The organism is Kutzneria viridogrisea DSM 43870 (assembly GCF_000525635.1).
In the GTDB taxonomy this organism is placed as follows: Bacteria; Actinomycetota; Actinomycetes; order Mycobacteriales; family Pseudonocardiaceae; genus Kutzneria; species Kutzneria viridogrisea.
This window is the reverse complement of the sequence record NZ_CP007155.1, coordinates 3,855,584-3,871,599: the sequence shown is the minus strand read 5'-3', so window position 1 is coordinate 3,871,599 and position 16,016 is coordinate 3,855,584. Positions and strand designations below refer to the sequence as shown.

General features: G+C 71.8%; 17 protein-coding genes. 11 read left to right on the top strand and 6 right to left on the bottom strand.

The features are described 5' to 3' along the window. The first annotated feature begins 51 nt into the window (after nucleotides 1-51). Together KALB_RS17365 and KALB_RS17360 are read left to right on the top strand one after the other, a co-directional pair. Nucleotides 52-816 carry a class I SAM-dependent methyltransferase gene (locus tag KALB_RS17365; protein ID WP_042220467.1) on the top strand — a complete coding sequence of 255 codons (765 nt, stop codon included), beginning with the start codon at nucleotides 52-54 and terminating at the stop codon, nucleotides 814-816. An 88-nt stretch (nucleotides 817-904) separates the two neighbouring features. Further along, nucleotides 905-1,609, top strand: a complete 705-nt coding sequence (locus tag KALB_RS17360) for a 3-keto-alpha-glucoside-1,2-lyase-like domain-containing protein (protein ID WP_025356989.1) — start codon at nucleotides 905-907, stop codon at nucleotides 1,607-1,609. Nucleotides 1,610-1,749: 140 nt separating this feature from the next. Here KALB_RS17360 and KALB_RS43970 read toward each other — a convergent pair whose 3' ends face one another. After that, nucleotides 1,750-2,088 carry a hypothetical protein gene (locus tag KALB_RS43970; protein ID WP_051912876.1) on the bottom strand — a complete coding sequence of 113 codons (339 nt, stop codon included), beginning with the start codon at nucleotides 2,086-2,088 and terminating at the stop codon, nucleotides 1,750-1,752. 106 nt (nucleotides 2,089-2,194) lie between these two features. On the opposite strand from KALB_RS43970, the gene KALB_RS17350 reads away from it, so the two are divergent. From KALB_RS17350 to KALB_RS17325, 6 genes are all read left to right on the top strand, one after another. After that, nucleotides 2,195-3,211, top strand: a complete 1,017-nt coding sequence (locus KALB_RS17350; protein ID WP_025356987.1) for a LysR family transcriptional regulator — start codon at nucleotides 2,195-2,197, stop codon at nucleotides 3,209-3,211. A 117-nt stretch (nucleotides 3,212-3,328) separates the two neighbouring features. Then, a complete protein-coding gene (locus tag KALB_RS17345) occupies nucleotides 3,329-6,088 on the top strand; it encodes an AfsR/SARP family transcriptional regulator (RefSeq protein ID WP_025356986.1) in 2,760 nt (919 codons plus the stop codon). A gap of 84 nt (nucleotides 6,089-6,172) precedes the next feature. Then, complete coding sequence (locus KALB_RS17340; RefSeq protein ID WP_025356985.1) at nucleotides 6,173-6,619, top strand: DUF6314 family protein; 447 nt, start codon at nucleotides 6,173-6,175, stop codon at nucleotides 6,617-6,619. Further along, nucleotides 6,616-7,107, top strand: a complete 492-nt coding sequence (locus KALB_RS17335) for a GNAT family N-acetyltransferase (protein WP_025356984.1) — start codon at nucleotides 6,616-6,618, stop codon at nucleotides 7,105-7,107. Before KALB_RS17340 ends, KALB_RS17335 begins: the two co-directional genes overlap by 4 nt. A gap of 189 nt (nucleotides 7,108-7,296) precedes the next feature. After that, on the top strand, nucleotides 7,297-8,463 hold the full coding sequence (locus KALB_RS17330) for a sensor histidine kinase (protein WP_025356983.1): 1,167 nt from the start codon (nucleotides 7,297-7,299) through the stop codon (nucleotides 8,461-8,463). Continuing rightward, nucleotides 8,460-9,125, top strand: a complete 666-nt coding sequence (locus tag KALB_RS17325; RefSeq protein WP_025356982.1) for a response regulator — start codon at nucleotides 8,460-8,462, stop codon at nucleotides 9,123-9,125. The genes KALB_RS17330 and KALB_RS17325 overlap by 4 nt, the downstream gene beginning before the upstream one ends. 37 nt (nucleotides 9,126-9,162) lie before the next feature. Here the strand turns inward: KALB_RS17325 and KALB_RS17320 are convergent, their stop codons facing one another. Then, complete coding sequence (locus KALB_RS17320; RefSeq protein ID WP_025356981.1) at nucleotides 9,163-10,701, bottom strand: alpha/beta fold hydrolase; 1,539 nt, start codon at nucleotides 10,699-10,701, stop codon at nucleotides 9,163-9,165. A gap of 166 nt (nucleotides 10,702-10,867) precedes the next feature. Next, the gene (locus KALB_RS17315; RefSeq protein WP_025356980.1) at nucleotides 10,868-11,551 is read right to left on the bottom strand and encodes a TetR/AcrR family transcriptional regulator; all 684 of its coding nucleotides are present in this window, start codon (nucleotides 11,549-11,551) and stop codon (nucleotides 10,868-10,870) included. A gap of 78 nt (nucleotides 11,552-11,629) precedes the next feature. Between KALB_RS17315 and KALB_RS17310 the strand changes: the two genes are divergently transcribed. From KALB_RS17310 to KALB_RS17300, 3 genes are all read left to right on the top strand, one after another. After that, a complete protein-coding gene (locus KALB_RS17310) occupies nucleotides 11,630-12,556 on the top strand; it encodes an MBL fold metallo-hydrolase (RefSeq protein WP_025356979.1) in 927 nt (308 codons plus the stop codon). A 57-nt stretch (nucleotides 12,557-12,613) separates the two neighbouring features. Next, nucleotides 12,614-13,189 carry an isochorismatase family protein gene (locus KALB_RS17305; RefSeq protein WP_025356978.1) on the top strand — a complete coding sequence of 192 codons (576 nt, stop codon included), beginning with the start codon at nucleotides 12,614-12,616 and terminating at the stop codon, nucleotides 13,187-13,189. A gap of 139 nt (nucleotides 13,190-13,328) precedes the next feature. Beyond that, a complete protein-coding gene (locus tag KALB_RS17300; RefSeq protein ID WP_025356977.1) occupies nucleotides 13,329-13,979 on the top strand; it encodes a DUF3159 domain-containing protein in 651 nt (216 codons plus the stop codon). Between the two features lie 11 nt (nucleotides 13,980-13,990). Here the strand turns inward: KALB_RS17300 and KALB_RS17295 are convergent, their stop codons facing one another. From KALB_RS17295 to KALB_RS17290, 3 genes are all read right to left on the bottom strand, one after another. Next, nucleotides 13,991-15,091: a winged helix DNA-binding domain-containing protein gene (locus KALB_RS17295; RefSeq protein ID WP_025356976.1), complete on the bottom strand. Its 1,101-nt coding sequence runs from the start codon at nucleotides 15,089-15,091 to the stop codon at nucleotides 13,991-13,993. Beyond that, nucleotides 15,088-15,249, bottom strand: coding sequence for a hypothetical protein (locus KALB_RS47600; RefSeq protein WP_158510757.1), 162 nt, complete (start codon nucleotides 15,247-15,249; stop codon nucleotides 15,088-15,090). The genes KALB_RS17295 and KALB_RS47600 overlap by 4 nt, the downstream gene beginning before the upstream one ends. Before the next feature lie 113 nt (nucleotides 15,250-15,362). Further along, nucleotides 15,363-15,968 (bottom strand): DinB family protein, encoded by a 606-nt coding sequence (locus KALB_RS17290; RefSeq protein WP_236650277.1) that lies wholly within the window; start codon nucleotides 15,966-15,968, stop codon nucleotides 15,363-15,365. Nucleotides 15,969-16,016 lie beyond the last annotated feature (48 nt).

The following is a 16,016-nucleotide window of genomic DNA, read 5'->3' as shown; positions in this document are numbered from 1 at the left end:
ATCCCCGTCCAATGGGTGGAACATCGTCCTTGTTGCCAGTAAGTTGCAATAATGACGAGCACGCAGAGCATCAGTCCCGAACTGGCGGCGCACTGGCTGGCCCGCTGGGACACACAACAGGAGCTGTACATCGCCGACCGCGAGGAGCGGTTCACCGTGATCGGCGACGTGGTGGCACACGTGGTGGCCGACCGGGCCGCCCCGCAGGTGCTGGACCTGGGCTGCGGCCCCGCCTCCCTGTCGACCAGGCTGGCCCGGCGACTGCCCTCGGCCAGGTTCGTCGGCGTGGACAACGATCCGCTGCTGCTGGCGCTGGCCCGCGCCACCGCGCCGGAGTCCGTCCGCTTCGCCGAGACCAACCTGGCGGACCCGTCCTGGTCGAACTCCCTGGGCCTGGACGGCGAACTGGACGCCGCGGTGTCGACCACGGCCCTGCACTGGCTCGCCGAGCCGGATCTGTCCCGGTTGTACCGCGATGTCGCGAACCTGTTGCGGCCCGGCGGGGTCCTGGTCAACGGGGACCACATGGCCGAGTCCCAGCCGGACATCGCGCGGATCCAGCAGGTGGTCAAGGACGGTCGTGCCGCCCGGCGGGGCGTTCAGGACAACGAGGACTGGGCCGCGTGGTGGGTCGCGGCGGAGGCGGACGAGGTGCTGGCCCCGCTGGTGGCCCAACGCCGGTCGCGCGGGGTCCGCGACCACGGCACGGGCGTCGGCTTGCGGGGCCACGTGGAGTTGTTGCGCCAGGCGGGGTTCCGCGAGGTCGCCACGGTGTGGCAGTCCGGGGACGACCACGTGCTGGTGGCCGTCCGGTAGTTGACGCCTCGACTGGGCAGGTCGTAACCTCGGACCAGCCGCGCAGTGAAAACGTTTACACGAATTCACGCACGGAGGGACGCCAACGATGACCCATCGTCCACTGGGGATCCTCGCGATCGCGCTGGCGCTGTTCGCCGCCGTGATCACCGCACCTGGTGCGGCCGCCGACGACAACCCCTACGGTGACCCCAACCTGGTGTCGATGTTCGACGGCAAGACGCTCGACGGCTGGACCGCGTCCAAGGCCGGTGGCTGGACCGTGCAGGGCGGCGCCATCCACGGCACCGGCACGGCAGGTCGCGGCTGGATCTACTACAACCGCGCGCAGACGGGCACGTTCCGCTGGATCTTCACGGTGCGGCAGGTCTCCGGCAACCACGCGCCGACCGTGTTGATCTGGGGCAGCACCCAGCCGATCCGCGACGCGCTCGGCGCCATCCAGTTCCAGCCGCCCAACGGCGGGCACTGGGACTACCGGCCCGGGCACAACAACGGCGGCGGCAAGCTGTTCAAGGCCTTCCCACACCCCAAGTGGGACGTCCACCAGTGGGCCCAGTGCGAGCTGATCGCCGACCAGAAGACCGGGGTGGCACGCATGGCCTGCTGCCCGCTGACCGCAGGGGCCGCCACCTGCAAGGCCACCGAGGTGCTCGACTTCACCGACAGGACCGCGGGCCAGGCCGGTCCGCTCGCGTTGCAGGTCCACAACGGCGGCATCCAGGACGAGTACCGCGGCCTGTACCTGGAATCCCCCGTGCTGACCAAGCCCGGCCAGTTCCTCACCACCTGAGCCGACACCGCCGAGCGGGGCCGCGAATCAGGGCGCGGCACCACCATGAAGGTGCCCTTCGGGACGTCCAGCGTCGCGAAGGGCACCTTCCTGACACCGCTGCGAGGCGCTGCGAATGCCACCTCCGCGGCGGTCGTGGCCTAGTGGTCCACCGCTTGCTTGGGCGTGGCATCCACGACCGGCTCGGCCACCTGCTGGCGGTCGAGTTGGGCGGCCAGCTCGTCGCGCTCGCGACGGGTGGCGCGGACCTCCGAGCGCAGGGCACGGCGGCGGCGACCGGCCACCGCCAGCGCCCACACGCCCAGGCAGAACACGAGCGTGACGGCGATGCCGCCGAGGAAGATCTCCAGCGGGGTCGCGGTGACCACCTGCGCGCCGAACGCGCTGAGCGGGTGGGCGGGACCGGCCGAGGCGTTGAAGGCGATGCCGAACGCGGCCACGGCCACCGCGATGACGACGAGAACCAGACCCAGGACCATCGTGTCCACCTCCAAGTGGGTGGTCTGGGGGTGCCCTGGCGACCCGCACCGCAAACCCCGCACGCAAGCCATAACAGCTCACTCGTTCGGGGTATAACATCAGCGGATGGCTGAGCTGGAGCTGCGCCACCTGCGGGCGGTACGGGCGGTTGCCGAGGCGGGCAGTGTCAGCCGGGCGGCGACTCTGCTCGGGGTGAGCCAGCCCGCGCTGACAGCCCAGCTCAAGCGGATCGAGCGCATCCTGGGCGGTCAGCTGTTCGAGCGCGGCCCGCACGGCACCAAGCCCACGGAGCTGGGCAACTTCGTGCTGAACCGGGCCGAGGCCCTGCTGTCGGACCTGCAGGCGCTGGTGGTCAGCGCCCGGGAGCGGGGCAGTTCGGGCGAGCGCTCGGTGCTGCGCGTGGGCAGCATCCCGCTGACGGTGCTGGGCGCGGTACTGGAACAGCTGCACGAGCAAATGCCGGAGCTGGACGTGCAGACCTGGGTGGAGCCCTCCGCACCGGTACTGCTGAAGTTGTTGTCCACCAACAGGGTTGACCTGGCCCTGGTGGAACGCTTCGACGGCATCGAGCCGCACCACCTGGTCGGGCTCACGGTGCGCACCCTGGTCACCGAACCGATCTTCGTCGGGCTGGCCGACGGGCACCCGGCGATCGGCGAGCAGGGTGTGGACCTGGCGGACCTGGCCGACTGCGAGTGGGTGCTGCCCCCGCCGCACGAGAACGGGGTGCGCATGCGGCTGCTGGCGGCCTGCGAGGCGGCCGGGTTCGCGCCGAAGGTGCGGCACTACACCTCGGAGGCGGTCACCGGCCGGGCACTGGTCAAGGCGGGCTGCGTGTGCATGGCCGCGGCCGCCTTCCGCGCGGGCGGCGGGGTCTCGGCCCACCCGTTGATCGGCGACCCGATCCAGGCGGACCTGCTGTTCGCCATGCGCGCCAACGACGAACTGCTCAATTCCGCGGACGACCTGTTCCGCTGCGCCGCGCTGGCCTACCTGTCGGTGGTGGACGCCAACCCGCACTTCCGGCGCTGGTGGGACGCCCACCCCGAGGCGCACGCCGACCTGGACGCGGCGCTGGCCGAGGACGGGCTGCCCGGCCTCACCCCACCCGAGGACCGCTGACCGGGCCCTGTCCGTGGTGACCCTGGCACGGTGCGGCGAATGACGCACGGCTATGGCGCCGGTTGTGGCAACGTGGCACGGACGAACAGGTGTGTCGTCGTGTCACAGGGGGATGTCATGACTGGGGAATTCCGCCTGCTGGGCGAGGTCGGGGCCAGCGTCGACGGACAGCCGATCGCGGTCCGCGGCGCGCGGCAGCAGAGCATCCTGGCGGTCCTGCTGGTGGAGGCCAACCGGCCGGTACCGGCCGACCAGTTGATCGACCGTGTCTGGGGCACCACTGGCCTGCCGCGCCAACCGGCCAACGCGTTGTCCGCGCACGTGAAGTTGCTGCGGCGTGCACTGGCCCCGGTCAGTGGGATGAGCATCCGGTGGCAGTCCGCGGGGTACCGGCTCGACCTCGACGGGGAAGCAGTCGACCTGCACCGGTTCCGCACGCTGACCGCCCGGGCCCGCACCGCTGACGAGGAGCACGCCGTCGCACTGTTCGAGCGGGCCCTCGGGCTGTGGCGCGGGGAACCCTTCACGGGCCTGGACACGCCCTGGCTCAACGCGGTCCGCGCGACGCTGATCAGCGAACGCCATGCGGCCCAGTTGGAGCTCACCGACCTGCAACTGCGCTGTGGACGGCACACCGAGCTGCTGCCCGACCTGACCGACCGGGTACGCGAGCACCCACTGGACGAACGGCTCGCCGGTCAGTTGATGCTCGGCCTGTACCGCAGCGACCGCCCGGCCGAGGCACTCCAGCACTACCAACGGATCCGGGCGCGGCTGGCCGAGGAGTTGGGCACCGATCCCGGTCCAGCGCTGCGAAAGCTGCACCAGCGGATCCTCACCGCTGATCCGCGGCTGACCGGTCCCGGCCGGTGGCCGGTGCCGCGCCAGCTACCCGCACCGCCGCGGTCGTTCACCGGCCGCACCGGTGAACTCGCCGCCCTCGACCGCGCGGCGGAACAGGGCGGCACGATGGCGATCTCCGCGCTCGCCGGTGCCGGTGGGATCGGCAAGACCTGGTTGGCGCTGCACTGGGCGCACCGGAACCTGCACCGGTTCCCGGACGGTCAGCTCTTCGTCGACCTGCACGGCTACGGCCCCGAGGCCCGCCCCATGTCCGCCGCCACCGTGCTGCACGGGTTCCTCGACGCCCTCGGCGTGCAGCCTGGCCGGGCGCCAGCCGATCCGTACGCCCAGGCGGCGTTGTTCCGCAGCCTGGTGGCGGGCAAGCGGATGCTGGTCGTGCTGGACAACGCCGCCGACGCCGGTCAGGTCGTGCCCCTGCTGCCGGGCAGCCCCACCTGCACGGTGATCGTGACCAGCCGCGACCACCTGGCCAGCCTGATCACCCGGCACGGCGCCAGCCACCTGCCCGTCGACGTGCTGTCCGAGGCCGAGGCCCGTGACCTGCTGACCGCGGGGTTGGGCGCCACCCGACTGGCGGCCGAGTCCGAGGCCGGGGCCGAGTTGCTGGCCGACTGCGCTGGGTTTCCCCTGGCGTTGAGCGTCGTGGTCGGCCGCACCCACACGCACCCACACCAGCCGCTGGCCACCTTGGCCACCGAACTGCGCAGTGCCCGGCTGGCCGCGTTGGCGCAGGACGATCCGGCCGCGAGCCTGCCCGCAGTGCTGTCCTGGTCCTATCGCGCCCTCACCGCCGAGCAGGCACGCGTGTTCTGCCTGCTGGGCGTGGCGCCCGGTCCCGACATCAGCCTCGCGGCCGCGGCCTGCCTCGCCGACCTCACCACCGCTCAGGCGCAGGTCGTACTGCGCTGCCTGGTACAGGCTTCCCTGCTGCGGCAGTACATTCCGGGCCGGTACCGGATGCACGACCTGATCCGCCACTACGCCGCGGACCGGGCAGGTCAGGACCTCCCCGACGCGGACCGGGTCGCGGCACTCCGCCGGGTACTGCACTTCTACCTGCACACCGCTTCGACAGGTGGCCGACTGCTCGAACCGCACCGCCCGATGATCACACTCGAGCCACCCGCACCCGGCTGCCACCCGCTGCCGCTGTCCAACCGCACGGCGGCCATCGGCTGGTTCGACGCCGAGCACCACTGCCTGCTGGCCGCCCTCCAGACCGCCGTCGCGCAGGGCTGGCACCAGTGCGTGTGGCAGCTGGTCTGGGCCATGCACCCCTTCCACTGGCGCAGCAGGCACGGCACCGACCACCTCGCCGCCTGGCGGGCCGGGCTGACCGCGGCCGACCAGCTCGGCGACCCCGTGGTGCAGGCCCTCGCCCGGCGGCACCTCGGCCACGCCTGCGGCATGGCGGGCAGGTACGAGGAGGCGATGGAGCACCTCCAGCACGCCCTGGCCCTGGCCGGGCTCGCCGGGGACGTGCCGGGCCAGGGCCACGCCCACCGGTACCTCGCCTGGGCCTGGGACCGGCAGGGGGATGATCATCGCGTGCTGGAACACGCCAGCCGTGCCCTGCGCGTGTTCCAGGCCCTGGGCATGCCGGTGTGGGAGGCCGAACTGCTCAACCAGGTGGGCTACAGCGCGGCCCGGCTGGGCGAGCACGAGCGGGCCCGCACGTCCTGCGAGGCGGCGCTGGCCCTGTTCACCCGGCACGACCACCGCATCGGTGAGGCGGCCACCCTGGACAGCCTGGGCTTCCTCGCCCACACCACCGGTCAGCACGCCCGAGCCGTGGACTGCTACCGGCAGGCCCTCACCCTGTTTCGGGACCTCGGCGACACCTACTTGGAGGCGGACACCCTCGACCGGCTCGGCTACCCGCACCTGGCCACGGGACAGCGCGAGCAAGCTCGTGCCGTGTGGCTGGAGGCGTTGGAGCTGTACCAAACCCAACAGCGCTCGGACGAGGCCGAACGGGTCCGCAGGCAACTGGACGCCGCCCAGGTCCAGTAATCCGTCCCGGACGGCCTCGGCGCGTTCCAGCCGCACAGGCCCCGGTTACCATCGTGGGACGGTGCGCCCGGGGAGCGGAGCAAGATGGCAGGTGCTGGCGAGTCACGGCCGGAGCAGCGGCTGTTCGCGAGCCTGCCTGGCGCGTGGACCCTGGACAGGGAGCTGCCCGGGGTCGGCCGGATGACCGGGCAGGCCCGTTTTCGCCAGGTCGACCCCACCCTGTTGCACTACTGGGAGGGCGGACGGCTCACCTTCGACAACGGGCAAACGCACGAGGTCTCCAAGAGGTACCACTACCGGCTTGAGAACGAGCAGATCTGGGTCTGCTTCGCGGAGGACGGCCCACCCAGGGTCATGCATGTGCTGAGGTTCGCCGACGCCACCACCGCCAGCGACGTGCACCTGTGCGGCCAGGACACCTACACCGGGCACTACGAGTTCGCCGGTACGGACCGGTTCACCGTGCGGATGCGGGTGATCGGACCGCGCAAGGACTATTCGATCCACTCCGAGTACAGGCGCGCCCGATGAACGGTGGCGCGGTGCTGGGGACGGAGCGGCTGACGATGCGGCTGTGGACCGAGTCCGACGTGGCGGATCTCCGCGCGCTCGTCGCCGAACGGGGCGACGGGACGCCCACGGCCGAGGACATCCGAGGAAACATCGCGGCCCAACTCGCCACGACCGCGCGGACTGGGCTCGCACTGCTGCACATCCAGCGCCGCGCCGAAGGCGACTTCATCGGGTACTGCGGGCTGATCGTCGGCCGCGCCACCGTCGAGGAGCCGGAGATCGCCTACGAGCTGCTCCGGCGGGTCCACGGACTCGGCTACGCGACGGAAGCGGCTCGTGCGGTGATCGATGCCGCGACCGCCACCGGCCGCAGGCGGCTGTGGTCAACGGTGCGCGCCTGGAACGCGCCCTCGTTGCGGGTGCTCGAGAAGCTCGGGTTCCACCGCGACCACGTCACGACGGACGAGCGGGGCGAGTTGGTGTGGCTCACCCGCAGTTTGCCCTGAGGCGCACGGAGTTGTGTGCGGGTCTCAGTCCTCGATCAGGGACTCGTCACTCGTCGACGCCCAGGCCGGAGCCGCCGACCTGACCAGTCTCAGCGGCCGTTCGGGCTAAGGCCAGAGGTGTAGTCGACGGGGACAGGGCACTACCCGTGAGGTGACGTGCTGTCGGATCGATCGGGCTACGGTGATCTCGTGATCGGCCAACGGCTCGACTCCTGGATCCGCGGGCACGAGTTGTTCGTCGATGCTGTGACAGCGCTCCTTCTCACCGCGGGTTGTGTCCTGATCGGACTGCTCGTCCGGGCCGACGCTGGGTACTTCCTGTTCTCGCTCCTGCTGGTGACACCGCTGGTGCTGCGCAGGCGCCGTCCAGTGCTCTGCGGGGCGGTGGTGGTGTCGGTCGCGTTCGCCCAGTGGCTGACCGTGGCCGACACCACGGGCGCGCTCCCCGCGGATCTGGCCGTCCCGATGGCGGTCCACGCCGCCGCGGCGTACGGCCCGCGCTGGGCGGCCTGGTCCGGGCTCGCGGCCGGGCTGTTCGGTGCCGTGCTGGGCGGTGTGAGCTGGCCGCAGTTACCGGTTCCGTTCTCCCAGCACGCGCTCATCGCCGCCTTCCTGGGCAGCGCGGTCCTGGCGGCCTGGGCTCTCGGCGCGCTGCACCGGCTGCGCCGCAGGCAGGTCGACACGCTTGCGGAGCGGGCAAGGCTGTTGGAGGCCGACCGGGACCAGCGGGCCCGCATCGCCGTGCTGGCGGAACGGGCCCGCATCGCCCGTGAGGTACACGACGTCGTGGCGCACTCGCTCGCAGTGGTGATCGCCCAGGCCGACGGTGGCCGGTACGCGGCGGCGGCCGAGCCCGGAGCCGGACTGTCCGCGCTGGTGACGATCGGGGACTGCGCACGGCAGGCGCTCGGCGAGACACGACGGGTACTCGGCCTGCTCCGGGACGACCCCGGCGAGCAGGCAGCGCCCCAACCGGGCATCGAGGACATACCCGCACTGGTGGACCGCGTCCGCGAGGGCGGGCTCGACATCCGGTTGACGGTGCAGGCTCCGCCGTCACCCGTCGAGCGCGGGCTCGGCCTGGTGGCCTACCGGATCGTCCAGGAAGGACTGACCAACGTGATCAAGCACGTGGGCCCCACCGCCCGGGTCGAGGTGTCGGTGCGCTGGGACTCGCACGGATTGGAGATCGACGTGCTGGACGAGGGCCCGTCGGCAACCGACGCACCGGCCACGGGCGGGTACGGGGTCATCGGGATGCGGGAACGCGCGAGCGCCTACGGGGGCACGGTGACCCTGCGGCCGCGACCCGGTGGCGGCCGGGCGCTCAACGCCCGGATCCCGGTGATGGCGTGACGGGCGGGCCCGTCCGGGTGCTGCTGGTCGAGGACCAGGAACTGATCCGGGCCGGGGTCCGGATGGTGATCGACTCCCAGCCCGACATGACCGTGGTCGGCGAGGCGGGCGACGGGCTCCGCGGTGTGCGCGAGGCGCGGCGGCTGCGCCCCGAGGTGGTGGTGATGGACGTGCGGATGCCGGTGCTCGACGGCATCGAGGCGACCCGGCAGGTGCTCGCCCTGCCGGATCCACCGAAGGTGGTCGTGCTGACCACCTTCGACCTCGATGAGCACGCACTGGCCGCGATCCGGGCCGGGGCCAGTGGGTTCCTGCTCAAGGACGCGCCCGCGGAGGACGTGCTCGCCGCGCTGCGCACCGTGCACGCCGGGGATGCCGTGATCGCCGCGTCGACCACTCGCAGGTTGCTGGACCACCTGGTACCCGCCTTCGACCCGGGCGCCGTGCGCTCGGTCGCGTCGTTGACCGGGCGCGAGCGTGAGGTGCTGGTGGCGATGGCCAGGGGTTGGTCGAACGCCGAGATCGCGGACCGGTTGACGGTGGCGGCGGGCACGGTGAAGACCCACGTCGGTCACATCCTGGCCAAGCTCCGGGCCCGGGACCGGGTGCAGGCGGTGGTCACCGCCTATGAGGCAGGCTTGGTCCGGCCCGGCGACCGGTGACGACCCCGCGTCCACTGGCCGGGTGCCTGCGGAGCGGTCAGCCCGTGCCACGGGAACAGGCGATGTCGGTACTGGGCAGAACCCCGCGCAGCAGGTAACGGTCGACGGTGGTGTCCACACAGCCGCTGGCGCCCGAGAGGTACACGCCGTGCCGGAATGCGTGGTCGAGGGTGACCATGCGGGAACCGGTCAGGGCTTGGTGCATCGCCTGCTGGCCGGGGCGGGGTGTCACCGGGTCACCGCTCGCTCCGACGATCAGAGCCGGATGACTGTTGCCGATCCTGGTCGGTGCCTCGGCCGGAAGGGTCGGCCAGAACGCGCATGGGGTGATCTGACGAGCCAGCGCGCCGTACAGGGGTTCGGCGGCCAGATGTGCCTGGATGTCGCGGAAGTAGGTCTCGGGGTCGCGCGGGGCGGCCCGATCGGCGCACCTGTTCGCAGTGGCGGCGCTGAAACCGAACGCCGCGCTCACCCCAGGATCGTTGTACAGGGCCAGCTTCTGTTCGAGGTCGGGGGTCGGGGTGACGGCGAGGCCGCGCGCCGCCTCGCGTAGCACGCGCACCTGCGCGCTGAACTCCGCGTACGAGGCCTCGCTGTCGTCGACCGTGAGCAGCAGACCGGGGATCATGCTCGCGTCCACCTGGTGGCTGCCTACCTGTAGCGGGTGGCGGGTGGCCGCCCGGTAGATCTGGTCCACCGCGGCCAGGACACCGTCCGTCGTCTCGCCGAGGCCGTACTGCTGGTGGTGGTCTGCGGCCCACCCCGCCCAGTCCCTCAGCGCCGCGGCGTCGGCTGGTGCGGTCTCGCGGGTCAGCGCGGGTCCGTAGGCCTCGGGCGCGATGGCGCTGTCGAGCACGATCCGATCGGCGTGGTCAGGGAACAGCTGTAGGTAGACCGCGCCCAGGTAGCTGCCGTAGGACCAGCCCAGGTACGAGATCCGCTGTTCACCGAGGGCCGCGCGCACCACGTCCAGGTCGCGGGCGATGGCGCGGGTGGAGCCGTGGGGCAGTTCGTCCCGGTGCCCCGCGCAGCGGGCGGCCAGGTCCCTGGCGGTGGCCACGCCGCGGTCGAAGTCCTGGCGGGTCGCGCTGGAGAGCTGGGCGCTGTGCAGGTACAGACCGGTGGGCCAGCCGCATTCCAGCGGGGTGCTGCGCCCGAAGAACCGGGGGTCGATGCCCACCAGGTCGTACTGGGCGGCGACTGCCGGGGAGCCCTGCGGAAAAGCCGGTGGCTCGCCCCGCACCAGCAGCGGCACCCCGTCCAGTGACGGGCCGGGCCCGCCGGTGTTGACCACCAGTGTTCCGCGCCGGTGTCCGGCATCGGTGGCGGCACGTCGGGCCACCGCCACCGAGATGGTGCGGCCGCCGGGATCGCCGTAGTCGAGCGGGACCGTGAGCTCGCCGCAGCGCGCCCCGACCGCCGCCAGCTGAGCGCCGACCTCGTCCTCCGGACCGGTCCGGCAGTCGTGCCAGGCGATCGCCTGGGACTCGAACCGGGCCAGCCCGGCGGTCGAGGACTGGGCCGGGGGTGCGGCGAGGACCAGTCCGCTGGCGGCGAGCAGGACCGCCAGCGCCACCCTGCGGAGTTTTCCTTGCGCGGTAAGACAATCGTTCATGGTTGTCCAGTCATGAGCCGGGAATCGTCGGTGGATGGCGCCACTTCAGAAGACTAGGTCCGGCGAACGGGACAAACATCTGTCGTGGGAGGGAAATCCAGCGGGCCGATGTCCTCCTCAGGACAGATCAGCCGTCTCCCTCCGGGGACAGAGCCGCCTGCTGCCTCGCGAGGCGTTCCGTGTGCGCGGACCGGGCTGTCGGCCAAGCCGTGGACCGCGGCTCCTCCTGTGCCAGTCCGGTGAGGGTGGCTCGAACGAGGCGCTCCGTTTCGAGGTCGGCGGCTCGCTGGTCGTCGAGCTGGACGAGCCCGTCGGCGAGCAGGGTGGCGAGTCCGTGCACGGCGGCCCAGACGATGAACTCGGCCCCGGGGCGCGCCGCGGCCTTGAGGCCACCGGCCTCGACGAGCCGGTCGAGTTCCGCGACGAGCACGTCGTGCGGGTGGGGTGGGACGACGGTCTCGGCGGTGGCACGACCGGCGCTGAAGGCCAGGCGGGCGACCGCCGGGTCGTCCATCGCCCAGCGGACGTAGCCGGTGCTGAAGGCGATGAGCCGCTGCTGCACGTCGCCAGCCGCGTGCTCGGCGGCGTGCGCCAGGTGTTCTCCCAGCTGGGTGAGCACTCGCGCGGCGAGCGCGCCGACCAGTGCGTCCCGTGAGGCGAAGTGGTGGTAGGCGGCGCTCGGGCTGACACCGATCCGGACGCACGCCTCGCGCAGCGACCACCCGTCGACACCGCGTTCGCGGACAAGGGCCTCAGCGACGTCGAGCAGCGCGCTCCGCAGGTCCCCGTGGTGGTAACCGCTCTTGGCCATGACCAAATCTTAACATCGTTCAGATCCATGCTAGGGTCGGTGGCATCTGAACACTGAACAGATCGAAGGAGCCCGGTCATGTGCGTCGCCAACCCCGCCGAGCAGGCCGCCCCACCGGACGTGCGGGACGCCCCGCCGCCGATCGTGCGCGGCGAGCCCGTCGAAGTGGCCGACGGGGTGTTCGTGATCCCCGACAACCGCGTGCCGATCGTGCCGAACGTCGGCATCGTGCTCGGCGACAACGCCGCGCTGGTGGTCGACACCGGCATCGGCCCCCGCAACGGGGAGTACGTGCTCAAGCAGGCGCGGCGCCTGGCCGGTGACCGGCCGCTGTACCTGACGATCACGCACTTCCACCCCGAGCACGGGTTCGGGGCACAGGCGTTCAAGGGCGCCGCGACGATCATCTACAACCGGGCCCAGCGCGAGGAACTGCACCGCAAGGCGGCCGCCTTCACCGAAATGTTCACCGGTCTGGGCCCCGCCATCGCCGCCGAACTCGATGGCTTCGAACTCACCGACCCGGACCTCGTCTACGAGGGTCAGGCCGAGATCGATCTCGGCCGCCGCCGGGTGGTCCTGCGCGGCGTGGGCCCCGCGCACACCGCGGGCGACCAGACCGTGCTCGTCGACGACCGCGTGCTGTTCACCGGGGACCTGTTCGAGACCCACATGTTCCCCATCGCACCCTACTTCCCGCCGTTCGACACCGAGGTCGACGGGGACCGCTGGATCGCCGTGCTCGACCAGTTCATCGCCCTCTCCCCCGAGATCGTCGTCCCCGGCCACGGCGAACTGGCCGACACCGCCCAGATTCGCGAGGTCCGCGACTACCTCGCCCACGTCCGCGGCGAGGCCGCACGCCTGCGGGCGAGCGGCCTGTCCGCCGACGAGGCCGCCGCCACGATCGACAAGGCCGCGCGCACCCGCTGGGCCACCTGGGACAACCCCGAGTGGATCAGCTTCACCGCGCAGGCCTTCTACCACGCCAATCCGCACACCTGAGCGCGCAGTTCGCCTAGGGTGGTCGCAGACCACGACCCGCACGGCCCAGGGGCTGCCATGACCACCCTCGTCAACCGCCCGAACACCGCACTGCTCGTCATCGACGTGCAGAACGGCGTCATGGGCCACGCACACGACCGGGACACCGTCGTCGCCAACATCGCCACGCTGGTCGACAAGGCGCGCGCCGCCGGGGTCGAGGTCGTCTGGGTCCAGCACAACAGTGACGAGATGCCCCGGGACAGCGAGAGCTGGCAGTACGTGCCCGAGCTCGTGCGGTCCGCTGCCGAGCCGTTGGTGCACAAGGCGTACGCCGACTCCTTCGAGGAGACCGACCTGGAGCCGGTGCTGGCCGCCCGCGGCATCGGCCGGCTCGTGGTCGCGGGCGCGCAGACCGACGAGTGTGTCCGCTCGACACTCCACGGCGCGATCGTCCGCGGCTACGACGCCACCCTGGTCGGCGACGCCCACACGACCGAGGACCTCACCCCGTACGGCGCGCCGCCGCCGGACAAGGTCATCGCCCACACGAACCTGTACTGGCGGTACCACCGGGCTCCCGGCCGGACCGCGGGCACGGTCACCACGGCCGAGGTCGACTTCACCGCGGGCTCCGGCGCCGGACGGCCGTGACAGTGAGGATTCCTCACACCTGACCACTCGCATTGTCAGGAAACGGTCAGGTCGTCGACCGGGGCAGGTCAGCAGGGCTCGGTTTCCTTGAGCCGGGAGGCCACACGGCTTTCCGATCGCCGAGGAGCATGGAGCCGCCGTGGACCGCGAAGCACGACCCGACACCGACGAGGACGCCGTCCGGGCCACCGTGCGCAGGCGACTGCACGAGGCCGTGGTCGACCTCGCCCCCGTCTTCGGGTTCACCCTGAGCTTCGCCCTGACGCACCACCTGTTCCTCGCGCTGGCCACCGCGCTGGTGGTCGGGCTCGGGGTCTTCGCCTACCGGCTCCTGCGCCGGGAACCCGTGCGGCGCACCCTCGGCTCCCTCGGCGTCGTCAGCGTCGGGGCTCTGCTCGCCTCCGCCACCGGACAGGCCACCAGCTTCTTCGTGCCGGGGCTGCTGGTGCACTGCACGCTGGCCCTGGTGACCCCGGTGCTGCTCCTGCTGGGCTGGCCGCCGCTGGGGCTGGTGATCGGGATGATCACGGGTGAGCGGACCCTGTGGCGCCGCTGCGCGGTGCGCCGCAGGGCCCTCACCCTGGCCAACCTGGTCCTCTACACCGGGAGCCTGACGATGCTGGCGATCCAGCTCCCCTTGTTCCTGTCCGGCCAGGCCGTCGCACTCGGCACGGTCGACCTGTTCGGCCCGTTGGTGTTCGGGCTCAGCGCGCTGGTGGGCTGGCAGGTGTACCGACGCGCCCTCGGGGTCCACCGCTGTAGCGGCACCGGCAGTCCCGCCCTCACCTGACAGCCGACCGCTCACAGAGCAGACGCGGCAACCCGTACGCGGTTGCTGTCGTTGTCGGAGAGGAACAACGCCAACTCCCGCCCCTGCTCGGTGACGGCTGTGCGGTCGGCACGGGACAAGCGCCGCAGCGGGGTGACGATCACGGTATCCGCCTCGACCTGCCAGGTCGCGGCGACCCGGCCGTCGACCAGCACAACGCGCGCGCCGGTGACCGACAGGCCGCGGTGGACGTCATCGATGATCCGGCCGCGGTCGTGGTAGCCGAGGATCGCGTTGTCGAACGCGGGCAGGAACCGCACCGGGGCGGGTGTGTCGGGATCGGGGCGCGGCGCATCGGGCAGGTCCAACAGTTCCCGGCCTCGCTCGTCGCGGAAGGCGATGAGCTCCCCGCGCATCGCGGCCACCGCGGCCGGCAGTCCGGCCAGGCCGCACCACGCGCGCAGGTCGGCAACGGCCGCGGGGCCGAACGCGGTCAGATAGCGCCGTACCAGCGCCGCGCCGACCGGATCGGTGCCCTCCTGGGCTGGCGGGTCGATCTCGCGCCCCAGCCACGAGGAGAGCAACACGTTGCGCACTCCTGACTTCCTGCGCCACAGTCCGCGCGGTGGCAGCTGTGCCACCGGGACGAGGGCGGCGATCAGCATCTCCCCGAGCGCCCGCGGTCCCGGCGTCGGCCAGCGCTCGGCCAGCGCCCGCGCGAGCTCGGTCATCGAGCGGGGCTCCTCGTCGGCCATCACCGCCCGGCCCGCCGCCGCGAGCTCGTCGAGGTCTACTCCGTCAAGTTCGCGGCGGTAGGTCCCGAGCACTCGCTGGCGCAGCATGGCGTCATGGCGGGCCCGCCAGGCCAGGACGTCCTCGGCCGTGAGGAGGTGAACGGTACGGCGCATGAGGTGGGTCCGCACCACGCGCCGCCCGGTCAGCAGGTCCGAGAGCACTGCCGGGTCGAAGGCGTGCAGCCGTGACCAGAGCCCGACGAACGGTTCCTGCGGTTCCTGCGCTTGCAGGCCGCCCAGGTGTGCGACGGCGTCGAGCACCGGTACCTCGGCGCGATCGAGCAGCAACTGCCGGGCCAGCGTCGCACGGTTGAGCGCACGGGTGTCCAGTACGGTCATCGGGTCGCGCCCAGCTGGACCTCGGTGACGATCCTGCGCCGGGAACTGCTGTCCTCGCCGCAGTCGGTGGTGCCCAGGCAGTTGGGGCTGACCCGGACACCGGTCCGCCCCAGTTCGCGCATCTTCACGGTGACGCCGTTCCCTTCGGTTCCGTGCAAGCCTTGAGGCCAGGACCGGACGGCAGAGACCGCCGCCCAGCCCTGGTTCACCGCGTCCGGCGCGCAGCACCGGGTCGGGGCGGTGGCCCGAGCTGGCCGAGATCGGCCACCGGTCAGGTCGCCCGCTGCCCGTCGAGCGTCTCGCGCAGGATGTCCGCGTGCCCAGCGTGCTGGGCGGTCTCGGCCAGGACGTGCATCAGCACCCGGCGCACGCTGCGCACCGCTCCCGGCTCGTGCCAGGGCGCCTCCGGCAACGGGTGCGTGGCCGACAGGTCGGGGACGGCGGCGATGACCTGCTCGGTCCGGGCGGCGACCTGCTCGTAGCGCTGGAGGATCCCGGCCAGCGTCTCACCGGGCAGCATCCGGAACTCGTTCTGGTGGTCGATCGCCCACTGCGGGAACTCGCGTGCGGTACCGGCCGCGAGGTCGGCCCAGGTGACCCCCTCGGGCAGGTCGTAGCGCATCGCCGACGGGCCCTCGACCACGAACCGCAGCCAGCCTTCCTCGATGGACGCGACATGCTTGATCAGCCCGCCCAGGCACAGCGCGCTGACCGTCGGGCGCTCGCCGAGTTGCTCCTCGCTGAGCCCGCGGACGGTGTTGGTGAGGGTGGATCGCGCGGTCGCGAGCGCGGCGAGCAGTTCGCCCCGCTCGGCGTCCAGGGTGGTGGTGACGGTCACGGCGTTCGGGCCCTTCGGGTTGTTGTCGTTGTCTGGCACGGGACAACAGTCGCAGGGGTAGCGGACAGGGTGTGGCCGCTTCTCAGG